Here is a 25894-nt window from a genome sequence, read left to right on the forward strand (position 1 = left end):
CGATGGCGGTTTCCCGACCCACGAACAGGAGAGCACGACAATGAGCGCAGCCCTGGCAGCAGTGTCCACCACCGAGACCAAGGACCCGGTCCAGCACTGTAGGTTGAACGACGGAGGCTTCATCACCCGTACCGAGCAGATCCCCTGGACCCGGCTGAACAAGCCCGGCCTGGAAGGCATCTGCTACAAGATCCTCAATTTCGATGAGAACCGCGGCTACATGGTGGTGCTGAACACCTTCGACCCCGGTTCCCGCTTCGTGCCGCACAAGCACCTGGGCGCGGTCGAGATCTTCATGCTGTCCGGCTCCTTCTTCTACGACAACGGCCAGGTGTTCACCAACGACTTCATGCTGGAAGCCGGCGGCGTCACCCATGCGCCGGGTTCGGACGAGGGGGCGCTGATGCTGGCGATCTTCCACGGCCCGCTGCAGGTGCTGGACGGCGAAGGCAATGTGCTGGTCACCGTCGGCATCGACGAGATGTACGAACTCGCCAAGGAGGCCGGCGCGGTTGCCCACCTGCCCAAGACCGAACACCGGGTGGCGCTCACCGCCGGTCGCTGATCCCGCTTTCGCGGCGTGGGGATGGCGGGCAAGCCGCCAGCCCATCCTGCCGCCCGCCCCGGCCGGGCAGGGACGCCCCTTCGCCGGCCGGGCGCGTTAAGCTTCGCTCCCTTGGCGCGTTCGCGCCGCAAGTGCTGCCGTCATACCCTGCGGCCGCGGAGGGAGCAAGCAATGCGCTACTGGCTGATGAAGTCCGAACCGGACGATGTTTCCATCGACGATCTCGCCGCCCGGCCCGGCGGCACCGTGCCCTGGTATGGGGTGCGCAACTACCAGGCGCGCAACCTGATGCGGGATGCGATGACGGTGGGCGATCCGGTGTTCTTTTACCACTCCAGCTGCGCCGAGCCGGGCATCGCCGGCATTGCCCGGGTCGCCAGCGCCGCCTACCCGGACGCCACCCAGTTCGATGCCACCAGCCCCTACTACGACGCCAAGGCCACGCCGGAGACGCCGCGCTGGCTGAATGTGGATGTGCAGTTCGTGCGCAAGACCCGGCTGATCGGCCTGGCCGAGTTGCGAGCCCAGGCGGAACTGGCCAACATGCGTGTCCTTGCGCGCGGCAACCGGTTGTCGATCACCGAGGTCGAGCCGGCCGAGTGGCGCTACATCACCCGCGAGCTGATGGGTTTGCGGGAGGACTGAGCGGCGCGGCGGCGGCGGCTGCCAAGGCCGATCGGCGGAAAAGAACCAGGGAGGAAACAGGGTGGAATTCGATCTGTGGTGGCTGAGCTATCCCCTGCTCGGCGCGGTGGTGGGTTTCTTTGCCGGCCTGCTCGGCGTAGGCGGCGGCGGTATCACCGTGCCCATCCTCACCAGCCTGTTCGTGGCCCAGGGCTTCCCCCACGAGCAGGTGGTGCACCTGGCGCTGGGCACCTCGATGGCGGCCATCGTCATGACCTCCATCTCCAGCATGCGCGCCCACCACGGCCACGGCGCGGTGCGCTGGGACGTGGTGCGCAATATCACGCCGGCAGTGCTGGTTGGCACCTTCGGCGGCACCTTCGTCGCCTCGGCGGTGGATACCGTGCCGCTGGCCATCTTCTTTGCCCTGTTCATGAGCTATGTGGCGGTGCAGATGTTGCTCAACGTCAAGCCCAAGCCCAGCCGCTCGCTGCCCGGCGCGGTGGGCATGAGCGTGGCGGGGCTGGGCATAGGCGGGGTGTCGGCGCTGGTCGCCATCGGCGGCGGTTCGCTGTCGGTGCCCTTCCTCACCTGGTGCAACGTCAAGGTGCACAACGCCATCGGCACCTCCGCCGCCATCGGCCTGCCGATCGCGGTGGCCGGCGCCGTCGGCTACCTGGTGAATGGCTGGAGCGTGGAAGGGCTGCCGCGCTACTCCGCCGGCTTCGTCTATCTGCCGGCGCTGGTGCTGATCACCGCGGTCAGCACCTTCACCGCGCCGGTCGGCGCCCGGCTGGCCCATACGCTGCCGGTGGCGACGCTGAAGAAGGTGTTCGCCGGTGTCATCGTGCTGCTGATCGTGAAGATGCTCTATGGCCTGCTGGGCTGAGCCAGCGCCGCGGCCGCGACGCCGGCATCGGCCGAGGCGGCGGCACCTTCCACCAGCTGCATGCGCGAGGCCGGCAGCGAGACGGCGATGCCTTCCGCGTTGAGGTGGCGCAGCAGCTCGAGGTTGATCGCCTGCTGCACGTCCATGTAGCGGTTGAAGTCGGCCACCAGCACGTAATACACCACCTCGAAGTTGAGCGCGGCGGCGCCGAAGCCCTGGAAGTGGGCGCGGTCGAAGCGCACCTCGTCCTGGCTTTCGACGATCCGCCGCAGCACCTGCGGCAGGCGCGCCACCTTGTCCGCCGGGGTGTCATGGCCGATGCCGAAGTTGAACACGATGCGCCGTTCCTGCATGCGCTTGTAGTTGCGGATGCGGCTGCCCAGCAGGTCGGCGTTGGACATCACCACCTGCTCGCCGGACAGGCTGCGGATGCGGGTGGTCTTGAGGCCGACGTACTCCACCGTGCCCAGCACGTCGCCGACGATGATGAAGTCGCCGACGACGAAAGGCTTGTCCAGCGCGATGGAGAGCGAGGCGAACAGGTCGCCGAGGATGTTCTGCACCGCCAGCGCCACCGCGACGCCGCCTATGCCCAGCGAGGCCACCAGCGCGGTGACGTTGAAGCCGAGCTGGTCCAGCATCAGGATGAGTACCACCGACCACAGCGCCAGCCGGGCGATGAAGCCGAGCAGGGCCATGGAGGTGATGCTGTCGCCATCGCCCCGTTCACGCTGCTCCTGCTGGCGGCGGCCCAGCCAGGCGCGTACCGCGCCGTTGCCCCACAGGCCGCACTGCAGGAACAGCAGCGCCATCACCACCCGGCTCAGCAGCGTTTCCAGGCTGCCCGGCAGATCCAGGTTCATGCCGGCGACCAACACTGACACGGCGGCCAGCATCCAGCCGCGGGTGGCGGCCAGCAGTTCCACCACCAGGGCATAGAGGCGGTAGCTGCTTTCGCGTGCGCGGGCGGCGAGGCGGCTGCGGATGAAGCGCCGCAGCGTCACCAGCAGCAGGAAGAGGCCGCCGCCCAGGGCGAGGGCGAGCCAGACGGTCTCGGCGGAGTTGTGGGCGATCAGATGCTGGAAGAAAGGCATGCCGGATGGGTCTCCTGGAGGGGGTGAGGGCGGGCGCCGGCCCGCCGCAAACGATGGAAGGAAGTGAGGGCGCTACCGGCGTGTAGTGGACATGCTCGTGCCCCCTGCCTTTTACGAGGTCACTGGCTGCAGATGGTTCAGGCCGGTGTGCAATCGGGCGGGCGGGGCGCGTGCCGGACGACGGCTGGGCGGCCTGGAACGTTGGCGCGATGCTTGCTGTGGCAGGCATGCACTTCAACCAAAAACCAGCCAGAACCCCATCCCCATGAGCCCGGTACCCAATCTCCACGATCTCCTCGAACTCGCCACCACCGATCTGCTGACGCTTACCGAAGGCCTGGACGCCGGTGAGTTGGCCGGCAGCCGGCTGACCCGCGCCGAAACCGAGAAGCGCCTGCGCCGTGTTGCCGCCATCGCCGTCGGCCTGCCGGAAGAGGCGCGTGCCGCCTTGCCGGAGCTGAACTGGCCGGCCTGGCGGCAAGTGGGCGCGGAGCTTGCCGCTGGCCCGCTGCCGGCCGAGGCGCTATGGGCGGCAGCGCGGGAGCTGGCCACCGAAACGCTGCAGTGGCTGCGGGTCTATCGCGAAGCCAATCCCGCCTGGTGGCAGTCGGCGGCCTGAGCGATGGTGAAGGACGACATTGTCGGGAAGACGACAGCGCCAACCGTGAGCGGCAGCCTGCGTACGCAACTGGATTGGTCGGCCTACGAAGGGGGTGGCTTCGGCGACAGTTTCGGCGATCCCTTCGGCGGTTTCGGCATGCCGGCCGCGACCGCCAGCCCGGGAGCCGACAACGGCTACCTCCGCGCGGCGGCGCTGTGCCAGGGCAAGGGCCAATGCCAGCGCAAGGATGGGGCCGGCGTGATGTGCCCCAGCTTCCGCGCCACCGACGATCCGCTGCATTCCACCCGCGGGCGGGCGGCAGCGCTGCGTGAGTTGCTGGAGATGGAAAGTGGCGCGGGGGAGGGGATCGACTTCGCCTCGCCGCGGGTGGCGGAGGCGATGGCGCTGTGCCTGGGCTGCAAGGGCTGCAAGCGGGAGTGCCCGAACGGGGTGGACATGGCGCTGCTGCGCACCGAGTTCCTCGCTCAGCGCGCGGCCCGGTTGGGCGTGCCACGGCGGGATCGCCTGTTCGCCGGCATCGCCCGCCAGGCCAGGGGGCGGGCCTTGCTGCGGGCCATCGTCGCCCTGCGCAACCGCCTGCCACTGCTGGCCGGGTGGACGGAGCGCCTGTTCGGCATCGCCCGCGACCGCAGCCTGCCCCTGCCGGCGGCCCGGCCCTTCACGCCGGCTGCGTCCGCGGCCGCAAGCGATGGCCGCGAAGTGCTGCTGCTGGTGGACAGCTTCAACCGCGGCTTCGAGCCGGAAGTGGCGCAGGCGGCGCTGGAAGTGCTGCAGGCGGCGGGCTATGCAGTGCGGGTGCTGGCGCCGGCGGCCGACGATGCCGAGCCGCGGCGGTCATTGTGCTGCGGCCGCTCGCTGCTGTCCTACGGCCTGGTGGAAGAGGCGCGGGCGGAAGCGCGGCGGATGATGGCGGCGCTGGCGCCGGCGATTGCCACCGGTACGCCGGTGATCGGGCTGGAGCCCTCCTGCCTCTACATGCTGAAGGACGAGTACTTCAGCCTCGGTCTGGGCGAGGCGGTCGGTAGGCTGACGCCGCAGGTCTTCCTGCTGGAGGAGTTCCTCGCCAGCGAGCAGGCGGCGGGCCGCTTGAAGCTGGCGCTGAAGCCGCTGCCGGGGCCGGCGGCGCTGGTGCACGGCCATTGCCACCAGAAGGCGCAAGGCGGCATGGAAGCGGTGCAGGCGGTGCTGGGCTTGATCCCGGGTTTCGAGTTCAGGCTGGCCGAGGCCGGCTGCTGCGGCATGGCCGGCAGCTTCGGGCTGGAGGCGGAGCATGCGGCGCTGTCACGGCGCATCGGCGAGGCTGCCTTGCTGCCGGCGGTGCGGGCGGTGGCGCCGGGTGCGCCGGTGCTGGCGGATGGTTTCTCCTGTCGCCACCAGATCCGCGACGGTGCTGGCCGGCGAGCCGAGCATGTGGCGCTGCTGCTGCGGCGGGCGCTGGCGTGAGCATCCCGGCGGTGCCGGAATGAAAACGGGGCGCCTGGGGAAGGCGCCCCGTGCGGGGATCAGGCTGACGACCGGGGCTTAACGCGCTTCGTAAGGCAGCAGGGTGGGTGCGCTCTGGTCGGCGCCGGTTGCGGCGGATCTGGCCGGATCGGAATCCAGGCTGGCGTCGAAGCCGAACAGGCTGCCGGCCCACAGGAACACCAGCCACACCAGCAGGCCGAAGGGCATGTAGCCGAAGTAACCCAGCAGCGGCATCTCGGCGAAGATGTGGATGACGTTCACGTAGGGGATGTCATACACCCAGTAATTCGGATTGGTGGCCGGCACCGGGTTGGGATTGGCGCTGCCCCAGTTCCACAGCTCCCAGAAGAAACCGTTGCACAGCGAGGCGAGCGCGATCAGCACCAGCGGCGTCCAGTTGCCCTGCGCCAGCGTAGTGAAGGGCGTCCACACGCCCTTGCGGATCAGCTGGCCGCCGATGACCACCATGGGCCCTATCCACAGCACCCAGAACAGCGGCAGCGGCAGGAACACCATCAGCACGATCAGCGCGAAACCGGCCACCAGCAGCAGCGTGCCCGGCAGCGGCAGCCTGGGGCCGTTGGCATAGCGTGCGCCCAGCTTCGGGAAGGTGCGCAGCAGCGAGTACCACTCGAAGATCGCCGGCCACACGGTGGTGTAGGCGATCAGGAACAGCAGCACCACGGTGGAGTGGGCGAGCTCCGGCATGTGGCCGTTGGGGTAGTACCAGTTGCTGAAGACGAAGTAGTTGTAATACTCGAAGTAGTACCAGCCGCCGACCGACACCAGCGCCGACAGCAGCAGCGTCTTCGGCTTCTTCGCCAGCAGCGAGTTGCCGTTGGAGCGGCGGTAGGCGATGCCGTCCAGCACCAGGATGAAGCCCCACCACATAGGGCTGAAGGCGTAGTAGACGAGGTCGCCGAAGGGCGTCACCCGCGCCCACATCAGCCACCAGAAGAACAGGGTGAACACCAGGCCGAGCCAGAACCACGCCGGGAAGGGCGCCTTGGGCGAGGGCGCCGGCGGTGTCACCGGGCGGAAGCCGAACAGCCGGGGGAAGAGCAGCAAGGCGCCCACTGCCAGCTCGGCCAGCAGCACCGCGAGGAAGTAATAGAGGTTGAAGGCCGGCTCCTGGGTGACGAACTCCGGCGGGAACACGCCGAACTTCGGCGGCAGATGGGTATCCGGGTAGGCGAACCAGGCGGCGACCAGCGGCAGCACGATGGTGGCGAGCACCGGCCACAGCAGGCTCCATTTGGATGGCGTATGCATCTTGGGCTCCGAGGGGTGGAGCTGGATTATCTGTTCCGGGTTATGTCGGGTGTCTAGTCGGCTTTTGGGTCGGATGTCGAATAGATCACGGTGCGGTTCCGGTGAGGCCGTCGGCCAGGCCATCGCGCAGCTTGCGCCGCCGCTTGTGCTCGTACATCCGCATGTCGGCCAGCTGCTTCAGCTCGTCCTTGCCGGGGTTCTCCAGCACCCGCACCGAGCCGTAGCTGGCGCCGCTGAAGACGAAGCCGCTGTCGCGCAGTCCCTCGGCGGTGGCGCCTATCAGGGCTTCCACCCGGACGAAATCCCCGTCGGGCGCGGTGATGGCGAACTCGTCGCCGCCCAGGCGATGCAGGGTGGCTTCCTCGCCCAGCCGTTCGGCGAGGCTCACGGCGAACAGGCGGATCAGTTCGTCGCCGCGGTGGTGGCCGAAGGTGTCGTTGTAGCGCTTGAGACCGTCCAGGTCGACGAAGGTGAGGCTGCCGGCGGCCGGCAGTTCGGCCATCGCCAGTTCCAGCGCATAGCGGTTGGGCAAGCCGGTGAGGGCGTCGGTATAAGCCACCCGCAGGTTCTCCTCGGCACGCACCAGCGCCTCGTCCTTCTCGCGGTGCAACTGGGCGAACTGGTAGGACAGCACCAGCGCCAGCAGCAGCACCTCGATGGCCACCGCCAGCAGGCCCAGGTGTTCCACGTAGAAGGCTTCGTAACCCTCCAGCCGCAACAGGGTGATGGAGGTGACGCCGGGCATGAAGAAGGCGATGTTGGCCACCAGATAGAGGCGGGCGGAGGGATTGCCGCGCAGCGCGCAGACGCTGCCGGCGCCGAGGCCGTACAGCAGGAACAGGCCGACGCCGTAGCGGTCCAGCTCCAGCGACCAGTTCGGGCGGAAGGCTGCCGCTACCACGAACATCGCCAGCACCATCAGCAGGATGCGGCTGAGGCGATGGAGGTGGGGATGGTTGTCGCGGCGTATCTCCAGCAGCGCCCGCACGAACAGGATGTAGGCGATGTTGGAGAACAGGATGGGCACGCTGATGAGGTAGAACCAGCGGATGCCGAACAGGTCCGGGAACACCAGCAGCGCGCTGCCGTTGTAGAGCAGGTTGCCGAGGATGAAGAGGGCGTACATGCCTTCCACCGCGCGGCGGCGGGCGACGGCCAGGCTGGCGTAGTACAGGCCCAGGCCGAGGAACACGCCCAGGCACGCCAGGGTGAGGGCGTTGCCCGGCTTGATCGATGCGCGGTAGTGCGCCTGCGGCGCGAGGTAGGGCTCCGGCTGGGCAAGGAAGAAGGGCGAATCGACCTCGGTGACCAGCAGGTATTCGCCGGCGTCCAGCTCGAAGTCGCGCCCGTGGCGGAGGAAATAGGGGTTCTCTACGCGGGAGCGGATGCCGCCCTCGGCCACCTGGGTCAGTCCCTCGGCGCCGTACAGGTGATGGCGGAAGTTGCCGATGACGCTGGAGTTGCGGAAGTCCAGCACGTAGTGGCCGGGGGTGCTCACCTGCACGCGGGCGACATACCAGAAGCGGCCACCGGTGGCTGGCAGCCGCTCCACCGCCGGCAGGCCGCGCAGTTCGGGCGGGAAGGGCCTGTCCTGTTGCAGGGTGGCGGTGGGGCGGAACCAGTTGCCGGCCAGATCCAGCGCCGCGGCGCTGGCACTCGCCGGCAGCAGCGCGAGCAGCGCCGCCGCCAGCATCAGCAGGGCGCACAAAAACGCGCCGGCGGGAGGGCGCCGGCGCGGCAGGGCTGCGGCAACGAAGGTCATGACTTCAATGATGGCCGAGAGGCCGGCGCTCCCGCGTGATCCAGGTCATGAATCCTTCTTCGTCATCGGCGCAAAAGCAATAGCGGGATTCCGATTGGATGGCTGCCGGCTGTGCGCGCGTTGTAGAAAAGCCGCGAGGACATGCGGAGGCCGGGGGGCGCGGGCGGCATTGGCGCGGCAAAGGCCGCTCGCCGGTGGCCGCGGCGGGGGAAGGCCGCAGGATGACCGGGGGCGGGGCGGCTTACTTGCCGCCGACCAGCGCCCGGCTCATCACGTCCAGGTTGTGCCGCATCATCGAGATGTAGTCCGGCGCCGGGCCGCCGGCGGGCGACAGCGCGTCGGAGTACAGGGTGCCGCCGACGCGGGCGCCGCCTTCGCTGCGGATGCGCTCCAGCAGGCGGGGGTCGGTGACATTCTCCAGGAACACCGCCGGCACCTTCTCGCGGCGGATCTGGGTGATCAGGCTGGCGACGCCGCGGGCGGTGGGTTCAGCGCTGTTGGCGACGCCCACCGGCGCAAGGAAGCGGATGCCGTAGGCGCGGCCGAAGTAGGCGAAGGCGGCGTGGGAGCTGACCACCTTGCGCCGTGCCGGCGGCAGCGCGCCCAGGGTGCGGCGGATGTCGGCATCCAGTGCCTGCAGGCGGGCGTCGTAGCTGGCGGCGCTGGCACGATAGGCCTCGGCGCCGGCCGGGTCGGCAGCGACCAGCGCGGCGGCGATGTTGGCGACATAGCGCCGCACGTTGGCCACGTCCTGCCAGGCGTGGGGGTCGATGCCGTGTTCGCCGTGCTGGTGGCCATGGTCGTGATCGTGGCCGTGTTCGTCCCCCGGCGCTTCCTCGGTCGTCAATGTGGCGACGCCATCGCTGGCGACCACCAGCGGGCCGCGGTAGCCGGCAGCACCGGCCAGGCGCACCAGCCAGTCGTCGAAGCCCAGGCCGTTCACCACCACCACTTTGGCGGCGCCTACCTGGCGGGCGTCCGAGGGCCGGGGCTGGAAGGAGTGGGCGTCCTCGTCCGGGCCGACCAGGCTGCGCACCGCGACGCGCTCGCCGCCTACCTGCTGCACCAGATCGCCCAGCAGGCTGAAGCTGGTGACCACCTCCAGTGGCGCCGCCTGGGCGTTGCCGAGCATGAACGGCAGCAGGGCGAGGGCGAGCAACTGGGCGCGGCAGCGGGCGAGGGCGCGGCGGAAGGCGGTCATGGGCGTAGGCTCAGGATTCGAGGTGGCGGCGCAGCGGCAGGCGGCCGGCGAGCAGGCCGCCGGGTGCGGCCAGCAGGGAGGCGAAATAGACCAGGCCGCACATCAGCACGATGGCGGGGCCGGCGGGCACGTCGGCGTGGTAGGAAACCAGCAGCCCGGCGACGCCGCTGCCGAAGGCGAACAGCACCGCCAGCAGCAGCAGCGCCGGCAGGCCGCGCGCCCACAGCCGGGCGGCGGCGGCGGGCAGGATCATGATGCCCACCGCCATCAGCGTGCCCAGCGCATGGAAGCCCGCCACCAGGTTGAGCACCACCAGCACCAGGAAGCCGTAGTGCGCCACCGGCGACCAGCCGCTGACCGCGCGCAGGAAGGCGGGGTCGAAGCACTCCAGCACCAGCGGGCGGAACAGCAGGGCGAGGCCGAACAGGGTGACGGTGGCGATGCCGGCGATGAGCAGCAGCGAGCCGTCGTCCAGCGCCAGCACCGAGCCGAACAGCACGTGCAGCAGGTCCAGGTTCTTGCCGCGCAGGGAGACGATCATGACGCCGGCGGCCAGCGACAGCAGGTAGAAGGCGGCCAGGCTGGCGTCCTCCTTCAGCACCGAGCTGCGGGTGACCAGGCCCGCGGCGAACACCACCACCAGGCCGGCGACGATGCCGCCCACCGTCATCGCCCCCAGCGACAGGCCGAAGGCGAGGTAGCCGAGCGCGGCCCCGGGCAGGATGGCGTGGCTCATCGCATCGCCCATCAAGCTCATGCGCCGCAGCATCAGGAACACGCCCACCGGCGTCGCCCCCAGCGACAGCGCCAGGCAGCCGGCCAGCGCGCGGCGCATGAAGCCGAAGTCGGCGAAGGGGGACAGCAGCAGTTCCGTCATTTGTCGTCCCGGCGGCAGGCGGCGGCGTGGTCGTCGAAGGCTTCGGAGAGGTGGCGGGCGCGGTGCAGCAGCGGCTCGGTGAGCACCTCGGCGGTGGGGCCGCTGGCCACCAGCTCGCGCGCCAGCAGCAGGCAGCTGGGGAAATGGCGGCGCACCTGCTCGAAGTCGTGCACCACCGCCAGCACCGTGCGGCCTTCCGCATGCCAGCCGAGGATGATGGCGACTAGGTCTTCCACCGTGCGCACATCGATGGCGGCGAAGGGCTCGTCCAGCAGGATCACCGGCGCGTCCTGAAGGATGAGCCGGGCGAAGCGGGCGCGTTGCAGCTGGCCGCCGGACAGCGAACCGATGGGGCGCGACTCGAAGCCGGAGAGGCCGACCGCCGCCAGGGCCGCCAGCACGCGGCGGCGGCGCCCGCCGTCTAGCCGGCCGAAGGCGCCGAGTTCGCGCCACAGGCCCATGGCCACCATATCGAATACCGAGACCGGGAAGCTATGGTCCATCTCGCCGCGCTGCGGCATGTAGGCGACGTCGCGATGCGGATCGCAGCCGAGGCGGATGGTGCCGCCTATTGGCCGCAGTTCGCCGGCCACGCCCTTCAGCAGGGTGGACTTGCCGGCGCCGTTGGGGCCGATGACGGCTACCAACGCGCCGGCAGGTATCTCGGCGCTGAGGTGATGCACCGCCGGGTGGCGGTCGTAGCCCAGCGTCAGGTCGTCGAAGGCCAGCACCGGTGGGAGGACGGGAGCGGCGTGCGCCAAGGGCAGGGCGGCGTTCATGCGCGCATCGCCCAGTGCAGCGTCAGCCACAGCAGGCCGCTGGCCGCGACGGCGATGGCCAGCCGCGCCGCCAGCCCGGTGCCCAGCAGGCTGCGCTTCACCTTGGGCCGTGCCGGCCGGCGCGCGTGGCTGTGGCCATGCTCATGCCCGTGGGCGTGCGGGGAAGCGGGAGACGGAGCGGCGGGAGGGGTGGGCATCGGGAGGGCGCCGGAGCTGGGGAAGGAGCTGAAAGGACGGGGAAAGCGGCTGGTCAGTCGGCTGGTCGGGCGATGGGGGCGTGCAAAAACGGGGGGCGAATGATGCAACAGTGTTGCAGTAAAGGCAATCCCGTCCGTCCTCAGCGCCGCGGCGCCGCCGCCGGGCTGGCCCGCTCCACGCCACAGTCCGGACAGGCGCCGTGGATGACGAGCTCGGCGCGGTCCAGTTGGAAGCCGGCCGGCAGCGCTACCGCCACCGCCGGCTCCAGGCCTTCCAGGCAGATCACCTGGCCGCAGCGGTCGCAATGGAAATGGGCGTGGCGATGGCCGTCGGCGCGCAGCAACTCGAAGCGCCAGGCGCGATCGTTGCCGCTGCCGGCGATGCGCCGCGCCAGCGCCTGCTCCACCAGCCAGTCCAGCGCGCGGTAAAGGGTCACGCGGTCGTGGGCGATGTCGGCGGCGGCCAGCTCGGCGGCCAGCTCGTCGTGGCTCATCGGATGGTCGCTGGCCTGCAGGATCTCCAGCACCGCCACCCGGGTGCGGGTAACGCGGCCGCCGCGGGCGGCGATCAGCGCGCGGGCATCGGTGGGCGCGGCGTGCGTGTGGCGTGCTTCGGTCTGGGTCATGGCAGGGGCAATTTGCGGGCGGTATTGCAACATTGTAGCATTTGCCTCCTTTCCCGCCATGTCCTTCCGGTGCCGCCATGAGACTGCCGCTCGCCCTCCTGCTCACCTGCTTCTGTTCTGCCGCCCATGCCCAGCATGCCGCCCATGAGCACGGGGTGGCCGAACTGCGGGTGGCGCTGGAGGGCAGGATGCTGCAGATCGAATACGCCAGCCCGCTGGATACCCTGGTGGGCTTCGAGCATGCGCCCAGCGACGAGCGCCAGCACCGCCTGCTGGCCGAGGCGGAGGCCACGCTGCGCAACATCGGCCGCTTGTTCCGTCTGCCCGCCGCCGCCGGTTGCGTGCTGAAGACGGTGGAGTTGTCCTCGCCCTGGGCGCTGGCGCGCCAGGCGCCTGCCGCCGAGGCGGAGCATGAGCATGACCACCCGCATGCCGCCGGAGGCCATGCCGAGATGGAGGCGGCCTACACCTTCGAATGCGACCGGCCGCAGGCGCTGGACACGCTGGAGGTGCTGGTGTTCGACGCCTTCCCGCGCACCCGCGAGGTCCGCGCCGAGCGCGTCTCCGGGCGCGGCCAGGCGGCGCAGGTGCTGAACCCGCAGCGCCGCCAGCTGCCGCTGTGACGCCGGCCATGCGGCATGGCGAGGGACGAGGGCCGGGGCAGCCGGGCCGCCACCGGAGTAGCGCCGGATGAGCGAGGCAGTGATGGTGCAGGGGCTGCGCTTCCGCTGGCCGGGCGCGGCGGCGGACTGCCTGGCGGTGGCGGATTTCCGCCTTGCCGCCGGGGAGCGGGTGTTCCTGCGCGGCCCCAGCGGCAGCGGCAAGAGCACCCTGCTGTCGCTGATCGGCGGCGTGCTGCTGCCGGACACCGGCACGGTGGCGGTGCATGGGCAGGACCTGGCGGCGCTGCCGGCGGGCCGGCGCGACCGCTACCGGGCGGACCACGTCGGCTTCGTCTTCCAGCTCTTCAACCTGCTGCCTTATCTCTCGGTGCTGGACAACATCCTGCTGCCCTGCCGCTTCTCGCCGTTGCGGACGCGGCGCCTGGCCGAGGCCGGTACCACGCCTGTAGCGGAGGCGCTGCGGCTGGCGGCGCGGCTGGACCTGGACGAGGCGCTGCTGGGCCGCAGCGCGGCGGCACTGTCCGTGGGCCAGCAGCAGCGGGTTGCGGCGGCGCGGGCGCTGATCGGCCGGCCGGCGCTGGTGGTGGCGGACGAGCCGACCTCGGCGCTGGACGCCGACCGCCAGCAAGCCTTCCTCGATCTGCTGCTGGGCGAATGCGCGGCCGCCAGCGCGGCGCTGCTCTTCGTCAGCCACGATGGCCGGCTGGCCGGGCATTTCGACCGCGTCGCCGATCTCGCCGCACTCAACCGTGCCGACGCCGGAGCGCCGCGATGAAGCCGCGCTTCGGCCTGTTGTGGCACCTGTGCTGGCGCAGCATCCTCAACCGCCGGCTGTCGGTGGCGCTGACGGTGGTCGCGGTGGGGCTGGCGGTGGCGATGCTGATCGGCGTCGAGCGCCTGCGCGGCGACGCCCGCGCCGCCTTCGCCCAGACCATCTCCGGTACCGACCTGGTGGTCGGCGCCCGCGGTGGCGGCGCGCAACTGCTGCTCTACTCGGTGTTCCACATCGGCAACGCCAGCAACGAGATTTCCTGGGACAGCGTGCAGCGCATCGCGGCGATGCCGCAGGTGGACTGGGTGGTGCCGCTGGCGCTGGGCGACTCCCACCGCGGCTTCCGGGTGGTCGGCACCACGGCGGCCTACTTCGAGCACTACCGCTACGGCGAGCGCCGCAGCCTGGCCTTCGCCGAGGGCCGCGCCTTCGCCGACGTGTTCGAGACGGTGCTGGGCGCCGAGGTGGCGGCGCGCCACGGCTACCGCGTCGGCGACCGCATCGTGCTCAGCCACGGCGCCGGCGCCGACGGCACCCGCTTCGCCGAACATGCGGACAAGCCCTTCACCGTGGTCGGCATCCTGGCGCGCAGCGGCACGCCGGTGGACCGCTCGGTGCTGGTGAGCCTGGAGGGGATCGCCGCCATCCATGTGGACTGGGCCGGCGGCGCGCCCATTCCCGGCCTCAGCATCGCGCCGGAGCATGTGCGCAAGTTCGACCTCCGGCCGAAGACGGTGACCGCCGCGCTGGTCGGGCTGAAGAGCCGCATCGCGGTGTTCCGGGTGCAGCGGGCGATCAACACCGACACCGCCGAGCCGCTGTCAGCGGTGCTGCCGGGCGCCACGCTGCAGGAACTGTGGAACCTGGTGGGCCTGGCCGAGCAGGCGCTGCTGGCGGTGTCGGCGCTGGTGGTGGTGGTCGGCCTGGCCGGTCTGGTGGCGGTGATGGTGGCCGGCCTGGGCGAGCGGCGGCGGGAGCTGGCCATCCTGCGCGCGCTGGGCGCCGGGCCGCGGCAGGTGTTCGCCCTGCTGGCACTGGAGAGCATCGCAGCCAGTGCCGCCGGCATCGCCCTCGGCCTTGCGCTGGTGTATGGTGCGGCCGCGCTGGCCGGCCCCTGGCTGCAGGCCGAATACGGGCTGGCGCCGAGCCTGGGCTGGCCCGGCGTGGCGGAACTGCGGCTGCTGGCCGCGGTGTTGGCTGCCAGCCTGCTCGCCAGCGTGCTGCCCGGCTTGCGGGCCTACCGTTACTCGCTGGCCGATGGCATGACGATCAGGATCTGACCATGAAACGCTTCCTCAGACTTTCCTCGCTGCGCCGCCTTTCCGCCGTGGCGCTGTTGTGCCTCGCCGCCGCTGGCCTGGCGCTGGGCGGCCGCGCCGCGCTGGCGGAGAAGCCGGCGCCGGCCGCCGACTACAAGGTGGGCGACCGCCTGGCGCCCAAGGGCGCCGCCGCCGGCGCCTTCCGCGAGATCAGCTGGGACGACCTCATCCCCGCCGACTGGAACCCGGAGAAATTCTTCGCCACGCTGGATCTCTCCGACCTGCAGGACAACGACCCGCGCGCGCTGGAGGCGATGAACCGCATCCGCGCCGAGTGGGACAAGGCGCCGGTGGTGGAGAAGCTGGCCGGCAGCCGGGTGCGCATCCCCGGCTTCATCGTGCCGCTGGAGAGCGATGGCAAGACCATCAAGGAATTCCTGCTGGTGCCTTACTTCGGCGCCTGCGTGCATGTGCCGCCGCCGCCGGCCAACCAGCTCATCCACGTGATCCCGGACAAGCCGGTGCCGGCGGCCTGGAACATGGCGCCGGTGTGGGTGAACGGGGTGATGGCGATCAGCCGGGTGGAGTCCGACATGGGCACCGCCGGCTACGCGATGCGCGGCATCAAGGTGGAGGAGTACAAGGAGCCGCTGCCGCGCTGAGCGGCGGGCGGTCGGCCGGACGCGAGCCCCGGTCCGGCGGGGAAGCGCGGCAGCGGCGTGCGCCGCCCTCAGTCGGCGATCAGGGCCGAGAATTCCCGGTTCAGCAGCGCGGCATCGCCGAGGTTGAGTTCCAGCAGGCGGCGCAGGTGGGTGATGCTGTCGAGGTCGATCTCGCGGCACACCAGCCCGAGGCGGCGGCCTTCGCGGTGGGCCACATCGCCCTCCATGCGCACCGCGGTGCCGGCGTCGTCCAGGCGCAACTCCAGCATGCAGCGGCCGCCTACCTCCAGGCTGGCCGGCGTGCTTTCCTCCTGCAACACCAGCAGCGCGCCCTTCAGCGACAGGTCGCAGATCTCGCAGGCGGTCTCAGTGTCATCCACCAGCAGATGAGCGCCACTCTGGAAGCGGATGCGGGAAAACTTGCGCTGTTCGGTTTGCATGCAGGGAGCTCCGCGGAATGGCCGCAGCAGGCCGGGGTGGATGTCTCTCATTGTGGAAGGGGCGGGCAAGGCCCGCAAGCCGTGGATATGCATGATGCAGACCCGGATGCACCCGCGATGTGGGCTGAAACCGGAAACCCGTCACGATGGGGAAGGCCCATGCATGCGAGAATCCGCGCGCTCCCTGGGCCGCCGCGACAGCGCGGCCCGATGACGATGCCCTAAGACAGGACGGCGGATCACGTGGCGGAAAGCGACAATACGATGGTGCTCGAAGGCGTGCCGCAGGCGGCGGGCACGGACACGGGGCGCCGCGCCGCGCCGAGGCTGGACTCCCTGCTCGAATGCCTGTTGCTGGTGGTCCGCGCCCACGGCGGCGCGCTGACGGCGGACGCGGCGCTGGCCGGCCTGCCGGTGGAGAACGGCCGGCTGACGCCCTCGCTGTTCGAGCGCGCTGCGCGCCGCGCCGGCATGAACTCCCGGGTGGTGGCCAGTGGGCTGGACGGCGTCAACGCCGCGCTGCTGCCCGCCATCCTGCTGCTGGACGGCGAGCAGGCCTGCATCCTGCTGCGCCGCGACGCTGCCGCCGGCAAGCTTGAGGTGATCTTTCCCGAGCTGGGCGAAGCGGCGGTGACGCTGCCGGAGGCCGAACTGCTCGCCCGCCATACCGGCCATGTCATCTACCTGCGACCGGGCTTCCGTTTCGACGCCCGTGTGCCCGGCGTCAAGAAGGACCCGCGCAAGCACTGGTTCTGGGATGTGATCGCCGACAACCGCCAGCTCTACCGCGACGTGCTGATGGCGGCGGCGATGATCAACCTGTTCGCGGTGGCGATGCCGCTGTTCGTCATGAACGTGTACGACAGGGTGGTGCCGAACGCTGCCACCGACACCCTGTGGGTGCTGGCGGCCGGCGTGTTCATCGTGCTCTGCGGCGACTTCGCGCTGCGCTCCATGCGCGGCCATTTCGTCGACCTGGCCGGCAGCCGGGCCGACGTGAAGCTCTCCGCCTACATCATGGAGCGGGTGCTGGGCCTGCGCATGGCCGCGCGGCCGGTGTCGGCCGGCTCCTTCGCCGCCAACCTGCGCGCCTTCGAAACGGTGCGCGACTTCATCAGCTCGGCCACGGTGGTGGCCTTCATCGACCTGCCCTTCGCGGTGGTCTTCCTCGTCGTCATCGGCTGGATCGCCTGGCCGCTGCTGCTGCCCTTCCTGTTCGGCGTGGCGGCGCTGCTGCTGTATGCGATGTCGGTGCAGGGCCGCATGCACGAGCTGGCCGAGCGCACCTACCGCACCGGCGCGCAGCGCAACGCGGTGCTGGTGGAGGGCCTGGTCGGCCTGGAAACGGTGAAGGCGATAGGCGCCGAGGCCGCCATCCAGCGCAAGTGGGAGCAGAGCGCCACCCACCTCGCCAACGTGTCCACCCGCATGCGCCTGCTGTCCGCCTCCACCACCAATGGCGCGATGTGGGTGCAGCAGGTGGTGAGCGTGGTGGTGATCCTGGGCGGCGTCTACATGATCGGCGAAGGCCTGCTGACCATGGGCGGGCTGGTGGCCTGCTACATGCTGTCGTCGCGGGCGATGGCACCGGTCGGGCAGGTGGCTGGCCTGCTGGTGCAGTACTACAACGCCTCCACCGCGCTGGCCTCGCTGGACTCGCTGATGGGGCAGGAGGTGGAGCGGCCGGAGGGCAGCAACTTCGTCAGCCGCCAGGGCTTCGCCGGCGCGATCGAGTTCCGCGATGTCTCCTTCACCTATCCCGGCCAGGAAGTGCCGGCGCTGCGCAACGTGTCGCTGCGCATCCGCCCGGGCGAGCGCATCGCGGTGCTGGGGCGGGTCGGCTCCGGCAAGACCACGCTGGAGAAGCTCATCCTCGGCCTCTACCAGCCGGACGATGGCGCGGTGCTGATAGACGGCATAGACCAGCGTCAGCTGGATCCGGCCGAGCTGCGCCGACACATCGGCTACGTGCCGCAGGACATCACCCTGTTCTACGGCAGCCTGCGCGAGAACATCACCCTGGCGTCGCCGCTGGCGGAGGATGCCGCGGTGCTGCGCGCTGCCACCGCCGCCGGCATCACCGAGTTCGTCAATGCCCATCCGCACGGTTTCGACATGCTGGTGGGCGAGCGCGGCGAGTCCCTCTCCGGCGGCCAGCGCCAGGGCGTGGCCATTGCCCGCGCACTGATCAACGATCCGCCCATCCTGCTGCTGGACGAGCCCACCGCGGCCATGGACCACACCAGCGAGGAAGAGGTGAAGCGCCGCCTCGGCGAGGCGGCGCGGGGCAAGACCATGATCATCGTCACCCACCGCACCTCGCTGCTGGACCTGGCTGACCGCATCATCGTCGTCGATGGCGGCAAGATCGTCGCCGACGGGCCCAAGGCGCAGGTGGTCGAAGCGCTGCGCCAGGGCCGCATCGGGAGGGCTGCCTGATGGGCGATCTGCCTTCCCAGCGCGCCTTCGAGCGCGTCGGCCATGTCTCCCAGCGCCTGGCGAAGCCGGTGAATCCGCTGCTGGACCGCTTTTTCACCCGCTTCCTACCGATGCCGCGCGAGCGCCTGGACTGGGCCGGCGATGCCGACTGGGCACAGCTGCAGCAGGAGCCGCTGCGCGCCCGCCTGCTGTTGCGGGTGATCTTCGGCCTGCTGCTGCTGTTGCTGCTGTGGGCCGCCTTCGCCCCGATAGACGAGGTGACGCGCGGCGAGGGCAAGGTGATTCCCTCGTCCCAGTTGCAGGTCATCCAGTCGGTGGATGGCGGCGTGGTGGAAGAGATGCCTGTGCGCGAAGGCCAGGTGGTGAATGCCGGCGATCTGCTGCTGCGCATAGACCCGACCCGCTTCGTCTCCTCCCTGCTGGAAAGTCGCGCCACCTACTGGGCGCTGCAGGCCAAGGCGGCGCGGCTGCAGGCGCTCACCTCCGGCACGCCGCTGAACATGCCGGCGGAGGTGCTGAAGGAGGTGCCGGAGATCGCCGCCCACGAACGCCAGCTGTACGAATCCAGCCGGGCGGAGATGGAGGCCCAGCTCTCCATCGCCCGCCAGCAGCTCAGCCAGCGCGAGCAGGAGCTGAACGAGGTGCGGGCGCGGCGCGAGCAGGCCGGCCGCGCCTTCGACCTCGCCACCCAGGAGCTGAACGTGACCAAGCCGCTGATGGCCTCCGGCGCGGTCTCCGAAGTGGACCTGCTGCGGCTGGAGCGGGACGTCGCCCGCCTGCGCGGCGAGCGCGACCAGTCCTCGGCGCAGATCTCACGCATCCAGGCCGCCATCACCGAGGCCACGCGCAAGATCCAGGAAGTGGAGCTGAACGTGCGCAACCAGCTGCGCAACGAGCTCTCCGACACCATGGGTAAGCTCGGCAGCCTGTCCGAAGGCAGCCGCGCGCTGGCGGACAAAGTGAAGCATGCTGAGGTGCGCTCGCCGGTGCGCGGCACGGTCAAGCGCCTGCTGGTCAACACCGTGGGCGGCGTCGTGCAGCCGGGCAAGGAAGTGGTGGAGATCGTGCCGCTGGACGACGCCCTTGTACTGGAGGCCAAGGTGAAACCCAAGGACATCGCCTTCCTGCGTCCTGGCCAGCCGGCGGTGGTCAAGTTCACCGCTTATGACTTCTCCATCTACGGCGGCCTGGAGGCGGAGCTGGAGCACATCTCCGCCGACACCGTGGTCGATGACAAGGGCAACGCTTTCTACGTGATCCGGGTGCGTACCAGGAACGCCAGCCTGGGCGACAACCTGCCCATCATCCCCGGCATGGTCGCCGAGGTGGACATCCTCACCGGCAAGAAGACGGTGCTCTCCTACCTGCTCAAGCCCGTGCTTCGGGCCAAGGCCAACGCGATGACGGAACGATGAGCGTGCATCACTTCATCACCCCCGAGGGCGCGCTGCAGCCGCGCTGGCAAGAGGCTTTTCCGGAGGCGCTGGCCTCGGCTGGCGAGGCTGCCTCCGTCGATTCGAACGGCATCGTCTGGCTGCTGACCACACTGCCTGAATGGCGGGCGGGGCTTGCCCGCCAGCTGGCGGCTCATCCGGCCGTGCCCTGCGTGGTACTGGACCCGCAGCCGGAGGAGCGCCGTGCCCTGCTGGCGCTGGATGGTGGCGCGCGCGGCTACTGCCATGCCCAGGCCACGCCGGCACAGCTGCGCGAGGTCGCGCTGGTGGTGCGGCACGGCGGATTGTGGATAGGGCCGGAGCTGATGTCGCGGGTGGTGGGCGCCGCCCGCCGCGCCTTGCCGCCAGCGGCGGAGGCGGGCGAGGAGCGCTTCGCCATGCTGTCGCCGCGGGAGCTGGAAGTGGCCAGGGCGGTGGCCGACGGCCTGTCCAACAAGGAGGCCGCGCTGCGCCTGGGCATCACCGAGCGCACTGTCAAGGCCCACCTCGGCGCCGTCTTCGAGAAGCTCGGCGTGCGCGACCGCCTGCAACTCGTTCTGCTTATGTCCGGCGCCACCGAACCCCGCGAAGCCACGGCCTGAATGGCTTCGCGTGACGCAGGTCACGACCTGTCCACTAGTCCAATATGTGGCCGGCCTTGCCCTCGCTAAGCTGCGATCCGTCGATAAACCGTTCCGGCCGCTTTCTCTTCGCAGCGCGGCCGACTGTCCGAGGATCCAGCCACCATGGCCACTGCCCAACCCGTCGCCACCGTCGTCGCCGTCACCGGTACCGCCTACGCCCGCGATGCGGAAGGCAGGATGCGCCTGCTGCGCGCCGGCGATGCCATCAACGAGGGTGAAACCGTCGTCACCTCCAGCGGCGGCCGGGTGGAACTGGCATTCGAAGATGGCAGCGTGCTGCCGGTCGAGCAGAACCAGAGCATCGCCGTTACTGCCGAGCTGTCCGAAACCTCCCGCCCGCAGGCGCTGGACGCCCAGCTGGGCGACGCCTCCATCGCCCAGGTCATCCAGGCGCTGAATGACGGCGGCAACCTGGACGACGCGCTGGAAGCCCCGGCTGCCGGTCTGGCTGGTGGCGGTGGCGGCGAAGGCAACAACTTCGTCCGCCTGCTGCGCATCACCGAAGGCGTGGATCCCCTGGCCTTCGATTTCGCCCCGACCGAGCCGGACCGCATCGACGAGCGCCTGCCGGGCGCCCCGGAAGCGGACGACGGCACTCCCGCTACCACTACAACCACGCCGCCCAGCACCGTTCCCGCGGTGACGGTTGACCTGGAGCTGGGCGTGGATGGCAGTTCGCCGACGCTCACGGTGGACGCGAAGAATGCGACCAGCGTGACGCTGACGATCACGGGCAGTGACGGGTCGGAGCAGACCGCGCCGGTGACGCAGAAGGCGGATGGCACATGGACTGTGGATACCAGCGGCCTGACCTTCAACGAAGAAGTCAGCTACACCGCCACCGCGATCGCCAAGGACAACGCTAACAACACCGCGACCGACACGGACACCGACAGCTTCGACCTGAAGCCGGAGGTGGAGGTTGATCTGGAACTGGGCGTGGATGGCAGTTCGCCGACGCTCACGGTGGACGCGAAGAATGCGACCAGCGTGACGCTGACGATCACGGGCAGTGACGGGTCGGAGCAGACCGCGCCGGTGACGCAGAAGGCGGATGGCACATGGACTGTGGATACCAGCGGCCTGACCTTCAACGAGGCGGTTACCTACACCGCCACCGCGATCGCCAAGGACAACGTCAACAACACCGCCACCGCAGTCGACAGCGACAGCTTCGATCTACCGCCGGCTGCCGACGGTGGTGCGGTAGCTGGCGTCGAAGACAGCAGCTACGTCTTCCAGTGGTCCGACTTCAAGGTCAGCGACGGCGCCACGCCGGCCAGCTCGCTGGGCATCGTCATCAACACCCTGCCGGTCAATGGCAAGCTGGAATACCTGAATGCCGCCGGTGACTGGGTGGCCGTTTCCCAAGGGCAGGAAGTAAGCCAGGCGGACATCGCAGCCGGCCACCTGCGCTTCACCCCCGCCGCCAACGAGTCCGGCAGCGATGCCTACGGCGGCACCGGCGTGGGCGACCAGCAGGGCGATTACGCCCGCTTCGAATACTCGCCCACCGACGGTACCCAGGTCGGCGACTCGGCCACCATGGTGGTGGACATCGCGCCCGTGGCGGATGCGCCAACGCTGTCGGTCACGGTGGGCGCGGCTCATGAGGTGACGGTGACGCCGGCCGGCACCTTCAGCGGCACGCTCAATGCGTCCAACCTGCTGACGACCAGCGGTGTCAGCGTCAGCGCCAAGAACTTCGTGCATAACCCGGATGGCACTTACTCACTGTCGAGCGCTTCTTCCGGCAACATCTACCTGGAGAACACCAGCACCACCGGCAGGATCGGCGTGGCGGGCAACCATCCGGGCGCGTCCAGCCAGGAGGTTGCCACTGGCAACCAGATCGGCTACAGCTACACCACGCACGAGTCGGAAGAGCTGATCTTCACCTTCCAGAGCACGGTGACGACGGCTTCGGCCACCATCTCCAACCTGTGGATCAAGGACAATGGCAAGAACGCCACCGAGGTCGGCATCTACGAGTTGTACCGCGATGGCGTGCTGGTGGGCACCGGCACCTTCAACGGCACCTCCAGCGGCAACCTCACGGTGAGCATGACAGCCAACGACGGCCTGGGCTTCGATACCGTGGTGTTCAAGGCGGCCAGTTCCTACCTGAACATGACGACCGCGCAGTCGGTTGCCACTGGCGACGGCAGTGACTACTACATCACCAGCCTCACCTACCAAGGCACCACCGCGCCGGTGAAGGCCTACACCTATGCGCTCGACATCGATGCCGCGCTGGTGGATGCCGACGGCTCCGAGTCCCTGTCCGGCGTCAGCATCAGCGGCATACCCAGCGGCGCGACGCTGACCGACGGCACCCACACCTATACCTCCACCGACAGCAGCCACAGCCTGCTGCTGGATGGCTGGAACCTGGACAGCCTGGTGATCACCACTTCGGCGGGCAGCACCACCGACTTCACGCTGCAGGTGTCGGTGTCCTCCTCCGAGCATGCCAATGGCGACACCGCCACCACCACCACGGCGGTCACCGTCGTGGTCGGCGCCGCGGACGCGGTCGCCCCGGCGGTGCATCTCACTGGCGGCGCGGGTGACGATCACATCACCGGCGGCATCGGCGACGACGTCATCGCCGGCGGTGCGGGCAGCGACATCCTGGCCGGCGGCCTGGGTGCGGATACCTTCATCTGGTCCTTCGGCGACCAGGGTGCAGAAGGCAAGCCGGAGGTGGATCGGGTGCTGGACTTCGACACCAGCTCCGACAAGCTGGACCTGCACGATCTGCTGCAGGGCGAGAGCGCCAGTGGCGGCAACCTCGGCTCCTTCCTCTTCGTCGAGCATCAGGGGGCCGATACGGTGATCCACGTCAGCACCCAGGGCGGCTTCACCTCGGGGTACGATGCCGGCAAGGAAGATCAGACCATCGTGCTGCAGGGGGTGGATCTGGTTGGTGGCCTCAGCAGCCAGGCGCAGATCCTCCAGAACCTGGTCGATCACGGCAAACTGATCACCGACTGAGCATCCGGGGCCGGTACGCCGGCCCTGTTCCTTTTGGCGGCCGGCGCGGCGACTGGCCGGCGGCAACGGGAATGGGAGCAAGAAACTGGGCGTCTATGTGAAACGCGACGGCGAGGGGCGCATCCTCGCCATCAGCCGGCAGGCGGAGGCGGGTTTCGACGAGTCTCTTCCCGCCGATTCGCCGGAGATCGCCGGCTTCATCGGCGGCAATGGCCGGGAGGCACTGGCCTCCACCGACCTGCGGCTGGTGCGGGTGCTGGAGGACGTGATCGACCTGCTGATCGCCCGCGACCTCATCCGCTTCACCGACCTGCCGCAGGAAGCTCAGGACAAGCTGCTCCAGCGCCGCACGCTGCGGGCCAAGCTGGGCGGGCTGGATCTGCTGGACAGCGACGACGGACTGATCTGAGGCGGCTCGCTGCCGGGCCGGTCCCGCGCTCGGCCGGCGAGCGCCTCCGCAACATCTGGGGCTGCGGGGAAACACGCCGCCGCCACTTGCTACCCCGCTGCCGGCGCGCCCTCTCCCCGCGCTTTTCCCTCGACCTGCCGTGCGATTGCTTGCGGGGAAACCTGCGGTCTCAACTCCCGCGGCCGACAGCTCCCCGGCATTCAGCGGTCCCGGGATCGGTCATCAGCGCGCCTGCATATCCTGGAGCATCTGCCCCCATCGCCGGCCAGCCCGCTTCGTCCTGAGCCAGCCGGGCAGGGCCTGCCCGCTCAGGCCGTCGGCCAGACGATGGCCGGGCCGGTCATGCCGTCTATGCCCAGCGCCGGCAGCGTGGCGCGTTCGGCCTCGCTGGCGACGCCGGAGGCCAGCACCGACAGGCCGATGGAGTGGGCCAGGGTGCACAGGCCGCGCAGGATGGCCTGGTTGCCCGGGTCGGCCTCGATGCTGCGCACGATGCTGGCATCCACCTTCACGTAATCCAGCCCCATGTCGTGCAATTCGGCGATGCGCTCGAAGTCCGCGCCCACATGGTCTATGCCCAGCCGGCAGCCGAGCGGGCGCAAGGCCACGCACAGGGCCCGGAACTCCGCGGCGTGGCGCAGGGCGCCGTGGGCCGGCAGTTCCAGCCACAGGCGGCGGGCCTGTTCCGGCGTCTGCTGCAGCAGGCTGTACAGTTCGCTGCGGCGGGCGGCGTCGCCCAGGGTGTCGGGCGACAGGTTGATGCCCAGCGCCTCGCCGCCGGCGGCCAGCGCGGCCAGGGCGCTGCGCAGCACCGCCAGATCGATGGCGCCGGTCATGTCCTGGCGTGCGGCCCAGGGCATGAAATAGCCGGCGTTGCGCCATTCGCCGTCCAGGCGCAGCCGCACCGGCGCTTCCATATGCAACAAGGCTCCGCTGGCGGCGACCACCGGGTAGTGGCCCAGGCGCACGCCATCTTCCGCCAGGGCCTGGACCAGCGCTGCGCGCCATTCGCTCTGGGCCAGGCGGGCCGGCGCTGCGGCGGTCGCGACCTCGCAGGCGCGCGGGCCGGCCTGTTCGGCGGCGGCCAGGGCCCCGTCGGCGCGGGCGAGCACGGTGCCGCGCGCCTCGCCGGCGAGGTAGCTGCAGGCGCCCACCGGCAGGGCCTGCAGGGTGTGCATGCCGCCGGAATCGAGCCAGCCGTGCAGGTCCAGCGCCACCGCGCTAGCCAGCGCCGGCGGGTGGTCGCCGGCCGGGGCGAGCAGGGCGAAGTCGGTGCCGTTGAGGCGGCCCACCGTCCAGTCGGAATGCTCGCCGATGTGCCGGCGCAGGCGCTGGGCGAGCTCGGCGAGCAGGGCATCGGCCCCGGCGCGGCCCAGGCGGCGGTTGAGATCCACCAGGTGGCCGACGCGCAGGATGAGCAGCACGCCGCCGGCGCTGGCGTCTTCCCGTTCGAGGGCGGCGTCCAGCCGCTTGAGGAACTGCTCGCGGTTGAACACCCCGGTGAGCGGATCCAGCTGGGTCTGGCGGCGCAGTTGCTCCAGGCGGGCGGATTCCTCCGCCATCATGGAGCGCACCCGCTCGGACAGCGCGTTCATCGCCCGCACCACGCTGCGGAACTCGCGGGTGGCCGGCTCTGGCGTGGTGATGAAACGGCGTCCGCCTATGGCTTCGGCCTGTGCCACCACCCGGTCCAGCGGGCGGGTGATGAGCTTGATCACCAAGGTGCCGATCAGGCCGGTGAGCAGGCCGCCGACGGCGAACCACAGCAGCATCTGCAGGGTGCCGCGCCACAGGGTTTCGTAGGCGTAGTGGCTATGGCTTTCCAGCGTCAGCGTGCCGAACTGGCGCCAGCCGTCCTGCACCTGGGCGACGCCCGGGTGGGTGACAATGGGGATCAGGCGCATGAACCAGCCTGGAACGTCCGCATCCGCGCCGCTGTACTCGCGGGCGGCGATCTCGCTGCCGTCCGGCGCGGTGAGCAGGATGCGGCGGTAGTGGCCGGCGTCGAACTGGGCGGCGATCTGCATTTCCACCGCCACCGGGTCCTTGTCCATCTGCGACAGCGACAGCGCCAGCGAGGTGGCGTTGTCCAGGTTCTTCACCGTGAGCTGCTGCTCCAGGTAGCGCTTGGCCGCCAGCGTGCTCACCACCAGGCTGCCGCCCAGCGAGAACACCGCGACCAGGATGATGGCGATCCAGAGTTGCTTGATCAGTGACATGTAGTCAGTTTTCCGTGCCTAAGAC

At 69.9% G+C, this 25894-nt stretch carries 24 protein-coding genes; 14 read left to right on the forward strand and 10 right to left on the reverse strand.

Annotation, left to right across the window (positions count from 1 at the left end; genetic code table 11):
* Nucleotides 1–40: 40 nt before the first annotated feature.
* The 3 genes from C7389_RS07810 (at nucleotide 41) to C7389_RS07820 (ending at nucleotide 2078) form a co-directional block, all read left to right on the forward strand.
* Complete coding sequence (locus tag C7389_RS07810) at nucleotides 41–565, forward strand: cupin domain-containing protein (RefSeq protein WP_162851699.1); 525 nt, start codon at nucleotides 41–43, stop codon at nucleotides 563–565.
* A 171-nt stretch (nucleotides 566–736) separates the two neighbouring features.
* Entirely contained in the window at nucleotides 737–1210 is a 474-nt protein-coding gene (locus C7389_RS07815; RefSeq protein ID WP_133590068.1) for an EVE domain-containing protein, read from the forward strand.
* Nucleotides 1211–1271: 61 nt separating this feature from the next.
* Nucleotides 1272–2078, forward strand: coding sequence for a sulfite exporter TauE/SafE family protein (locus tag C7389_RS07820; protein WP_133590069.1), 807 nt, complete (start codon nucleotides 1272–1274; stop codon nucleotides 2076–2078).
* On the opposite strand, the gene C7389_RS07825 is transcribed toward C7389_RS07820, so the two are convergent.
* Entirely contained in the window at nucleotides 2060–3172 is a 1113-nt protein-coding gene (locus C7389_RS07825; protein ID WP_133590071.1) for a mechanosensitive ion channel family protein, read from the reverse strand. The two genes, C7389_RS07820 and C7389_RS07825, sit on opposite strands and share 19 nt — an antisense overlap.
* A gap of 265 nt (nucleotides 3173–3437) precedes the next feature.
* Here C7389_RS07825 and C7389_RS24845 point away from each other — a divergent pair, with 265 nt between their 5' ends.
* Together C7389_RS24845 and C7389_RS07835 are read left to right on the forward strand one after the other, a co-directional pair.
* Nucleotides 3438–3791 (forward strand): hypothetical protein, encoded by a 354-nt coding sequence (locus C7389_RS24845; protein WP_162851700.1) that lies wholly within the window; start codon nucleotides 3438–3440, stop codon nucleotides 3789–3791.
* Between the two features lie 45 nt (nucleotides 3792–3836).
* Nucleotides 3837–5237, forward strand: a complete 1401-nt coding sequence (locus tag C7389_RS07835) for a (Fe-S)-binding protein (protein ID WP_246034677.1) — start codon at nucleotides 3837–3839, stop codon at nucleotides 5235–5237.
* A gap of 78 nt (nucleotides 5238–5315) precedes the next feature.
* On the opposite strand, the gene C7389_RS07840 is transcribed toward C7389_RS07835, so the two are convergent.
* The 7 genes from C7389_RS07840 to C7389_RS07870 all read right to left on the reverse strand — a co-directional run bounded on the left by C7389_RS07840 (nucleotide 5316) and on the right by C7389_RS07870 (nucleotide 11972).
* On the reverse strand, nucleotides 5316–6530 hold the full coding sequence (locus C7389_RS07840; protein ID WP_211168337.1) for a hypothetical protein: 1215 nt from the start codon (nucleotides 6528–6530) through the stop codon (nucleotides 5316–5318).
* A gap of 85 nt (nucleotides 6531–6615) precedes the next feature.
* Entirely contained in the window at nucleotides 6616–8292 is a 1677-nt protein-coding gene (locus C7389_RS07845) for a sensor domain-containing diguanylate cyclase (RefSeq protein WP_211168338.1), read from the reverse strand.
* 241 nt (nucleotides 8293–8533) lie between these two features.
* Nucleotides 8534–9493 (reverse strand): metal ABC transporter solute-binding protein, Zn/Mn family, encoded by a 960-nt coding sequence (locus C7389_RS07850; RefSeq protein ID WP_133590073.1) that lies wholly within the window; start codon nucleotides 9491–9493, stop codon nucleotides 8534–8536.
* Between the two features lie 10 nt (nucleotides 9494–9503).
* Nucleotides 9504–10370 (reverse strand): metal ABC transporter permease, encoded by an 867-nt coding sequence (locus C7389_RS07855; protein WP_133590075.1) that lies wholly within the window; start codon nucleotides 10368–10370, stop codon nucleotides 9504–9506.
* Nucleotides 10367–11149 carry a metal ABC transporter ATP-binding protein gene (locus C7389_RS07860; RefSeq protein ID WP_133590077.1) on the reverse strand — a complete coding sequence of 261 codons (783 nt, stop codon included), beginning with the start codon at nucleotides 11147–11149 and terminating at the stop codon, nucleotides 10367–10369. The genes C7389_RS07855 and C7389_RS07860 overlap by 4 nt, the downstream gene beginning before the upstream one ends.
* Entirely contained in the window at nucleotides 11146–11346 is a 201-nt protein-coding gene (locus C7389_RS07865) for a hypothetical protein (protein ID WP_133590079.1), read from the reverse strand. Before C7389_RS07865 ends, C7389_RS07860 begins: the two co-directional genes overlap by 4 nt.
* A 140-nt stretch (nucleotides 11347–11486) precedes the next feature.
* Nucleotides 11487–11972: a Fur family transcriptional regulator gene (locus C7389_RS07870; RefSeq protein WP_133590081.1), complete on the reverse strand. Its 486-nt coding sequence runs from the start codon at nucleotides 11970–11972 to the stop codon at nucleotides 11487–11489.
* Nucleotides 11973–12049: 77 nt separating this feature from the next.
* Here C7389_RS07870 and C7389_RS07875 point away from each other — a divergent pair, with 77 nt between their 5' ends.
* From C7389_RS07875 to C7389_RS07890, 4 genes are all read left to right on the forward strand, one after another.
* Nucleotides 12050–12595: a DUF2796 domain-containing protein gene (locus C7389_RS07875; RefSeq protein ID WP_133590082.1), complete on the forward strand. Its 546-nt coding sequence runs from the start codon at nucleotides 12050–12052 to the stop codon at nucleotides 12593–12595.
* 67 nt (nucleotides 12596–12662) lie between these two features.
* Nucleotides 12663–13370 carry an ABC transporter ATP-binding protein gene (locus C7389_RS07880; protein WP_133590084.1) on the forward strand — a complete coding sequence of 236 codons (708 nt, stop codon included), beginning with the start codon at nucleotides 12663–12665 and terminating at the stop codon, nucleotides 13368–13370.
* Nucleotides 13367–14647 carry an ABC transporter permease gene (locus C7389_RS07885; RefSeq protein WP_133590086.1) on the forward strand — a complete coding sequence of 427 codons (1281 nt, stop codon included), beginning with the start codon at nucleotides 13367–13369 and terminating at the stop codon, nucleotides 14645–14647. Before C7389_RS07880 ends, C7389_RS07885 begins: the two co-directional genes overlap by 4 nt.
* A gap of 2 nt (nucleotides 14648–14649) precedes the next feature.
* The gene (locus C7389_RS07890; RefSeq protein ID WP_133590088.1) at nucleotides 14650–15288 is read left to right on the forward strand and encodes a DUF3299 domain-containing protein; all 639 of its coding nucleotides are present in this window, start codon (nucleotides 14650–14652) and stop codon (nucleotides 15286–15288) included.
* Between the two features lie 68 nt (nucleotides 15289–15356).
* Here C7389_RS07890 and C7389_RS07895 read toward each other — a convergent pair whose 3' ends face one another.
* A complete protein-coding gene (locus C7389_RS07895) occupies nucleotides 15357–15728 on the reverse strand; it encodes a PilZ domain-containing protein (RefSeq protein WP_133590090.1) in 372 nt (123 codons plus the stop codon).
* 264 nt (nucleotides 15729–15992) lie between these two features.
* On the opposite strand from C7389_RS07895, the gene C7389_RS07900 reads away from it, so the two are divergent.
* From C7389_RS07900 to C7389_RS07920, 5 genes are all read left to right on the forward strand, one after another.
* Nucleotides 15993–18167 carry a type I secretion system permease/ATPase gene (locus C7389_RS07900; protein ID WP_133590301.1) on the forward strand — a complete coding sequence of 725 codons (2175 nt, stop codon included), beginning with the start codon at nucleotides 15993–15995 and terminating at the stop codon, nucleotides 18165–18167.
* On the forward strand, nucleotides 18167–19582 hold the full coding sequence (locus tag C7389_RS07905) for an HlyD family type I secretion periplasmic adaptor subunit (RefSeq protein WP_133590092.1): 1416 nt from the start codon (nucleotides 18167–18169) through the stop codon (nucleotides 19580–19582). Before C7389_RS07900 ends, C7389_RS07905 begins: the two co-directional genes overlap by 1 nt.
* Nucleotides 19579–20202: a helix-turn-helix transcriptional regulator gene (locus C7389_RS07910; RefSeq protein ID WP_133590094.1), complete on the forward strand. Its 624-nt coding sequence runs from the start codon at nucleotides 19579–19581 to the stop codon at nucleotides 20200–20202. The genes C7389_RS07905 and C7389_RS07910 overlap by 4 nt, the downstream gene beginning before the upstream one ends.
* A gap of 144 nt (nucleotides 20203–20346) precedes the next feature.
* Entirely contained in the window at nucleotides 20347–23241 is a 2895-nt protein-coding gene (locus tag C7389_RS07915) for a retention module-containing protein (RefSeq protein ID WP_133590096.1), read from the forward strand.
* Between the two features lie 97 nt (nucleotides 23242–23338).
* Nucleotides 23339–23650: a hypothetical protein gene (locus C7389_RS07920; protein ID WP_246034678.1), complete on the forward strand. Its 312-nt coding sequence runs from the start codon at nucleotides 23339–23341 to the stop codon at nucleotides 23648–23650.
* 308 nt (nucleotides 23651–23958) lie between these two features.
* Here C7389_RS07920 and C7389_RS07925 read toward each other — a convergent pair whose 3' ends face one another.
* Nucleotides 23959–25869, reverse strand: a complete 1911-nt coding sequence (locus C7389_RS07925) for a bifunctional diguanylate cyclase/phosphodiesterase (protein WP_133590100.1) — start codon at nucleotides 25867–25869, stop codon at nucleotides 23959–23961.
* Nucleotides 25870–25894 lie beyond the last annotated feature (25 nt).

Source organism: Azoarcus indigens, assembly GCF_004361735.1.
Classification (GTDB): domain Bacteria; phylum Pseudomonadota; class Gammaproteobacteria; order Burkholderiales; family Rhodocyclaceae; genus Azoarcus; species Azoarcus indigens.

Coding starts and splice junctions, on each gene's coding strand:
- C7389_RS07870 (WP_133590081.1), bottom strand. CDS start 11,972: ATGACCCAGACCGAAGCACGCCACACGCACGCCGCGCCCACCGATGCC.
- C7389_RS07925 (WP_133590100.1), bottom strand. CDS start 25,869: ATGTCACTGATCAAGCAACTCTGGATCGCCATCATCCTGGTCGCGGTG.
- C7389_RS07845 (WP_211168338.1), bottom strand. CDS start 8,292: ATGACCTTCGTTGCCGCAGCCCTGCCGCGCCGGCGCCCTCCCGCCGGC.
- C7389_RS07910 (WP_133590094.1), top strand. CDS start 19,579: ATGAGCGTGCATCACTTCATCACCCCCGAGGGCGCGCTGCAGCCGCGC.
- C7389_RS07875 (WP_133590082.1), top strand. CDS start 12,050: ATGAGACTGCCGCTCGCCCTCCTGCTCACCTGCTTCTGTTCTGCCGCC.
- C7389_RS24845 (WP_162851700.1), top strand. CDS start 3,438: ATGAGCCCGGTACCCAATCTCCACGATCTCCTCGAACTCGCCACCACC.
- C7389_RS07865 (WP_133590079.1), bottom strand. CDS start 11,346: ATGCCCACCCCTCCCGCCGCTCCGTCTCCCGCTTCCCCGCACGCCCAC.
- C7389_RS07850 (WP_133590073.1), bottom strand. CDS start 9,493: ATGACCGCCTTCCGCCGCGCCCTCGCCCGCTGCCGCGCCCAGTTGCTC.
- C7389_RS07825 (WP_133590071.1), bottom strand. CDS start 3,172: ATGCCTTTCTTCCAGCATCTGATCGCCCACAACTCCGCCGAGACCGTC.
- C7389_RS07890 (WP_133590088.1), top strand. CDS start 14,650: ATGAAACGCTTCCTCAGACTTTCCTCGCTGCGCCGCCTTTCCGCCGTG.
- C7389_RS07915 (WP_133590096.1), top strand. CDS start 20,347: ATGGCCACTGCCCAACCCGTCGCCACCGTCGTCGCCGTCACCGGTACC.
- C7389_RS07855 (WP_133590075.1), bottom strand. CDS start 10,370: ATGACGGAACTGCTGCTGTCCCCCTTCGCCGACTTCGGCTTCATGCGC.
- C7389_RS07885 (WP_133590086.1), top strand. CDS start 13,367: ATGAAGCCGCGCTTCGGCCTGTTGTGGCACCTGTGCTGGCGCAGCATC.
- C7389_RS07900 (WP_133590301.1), top strand. CDS start 15,993: ATGGTGCTCGAAGGCGTGCCGCAGGCGGCGGGCACGGACACGGGGCGC.
- C7389_RS07895 (WP_133590090.1), bottom strand. CDS start 15,728: ATGCAAACCGAACAGCGCAAGTTTTCCCGCATCCGCTTCCAGAGTGGC.
- C7389_RS07815 (WP_133590068.1), top strand. CDS start 737: ATGCGCTACTGGCTGATGAAGTCCGAACCGGACGATGTTTCCATCGAC.
- C7389_RS07860 (WP_133590077.1), bottom strand. CDS start 11,149: ATGAACGCCGCCCTGCCCTTGGCGCACGCCGCTCCCGTCCTCCCACCG.
- C7389_RS07810 (WP_162851699.1), top strand. CDS start 41: ATGAGCGCAGCCCTGGCAGCAGTGTCCACCACCGAGACCAAGGACCCG.
- C7389_RS07880 (WP_133590084.1), top strand. CDS start 12,663: ATGAGCGAGGCAGTGATGGTGCAGGGGCTGCGCTTCCGCTGGCCGGGC.
- C7389_RS07840 (WP_211168337.1), bottom strand. CDS start 6,530: ATGCATACGCCATCCAAATGGAGCCTGCTGTGGCCGGTGCTCGCCACC.
- C7389_RS07905 (WP_133590092.1), top strand. CDS start 18,167: ATGGGCGATCTGCCTTCCCAGCGCGCCTTCGAGCGCGTCGGCCATGTC.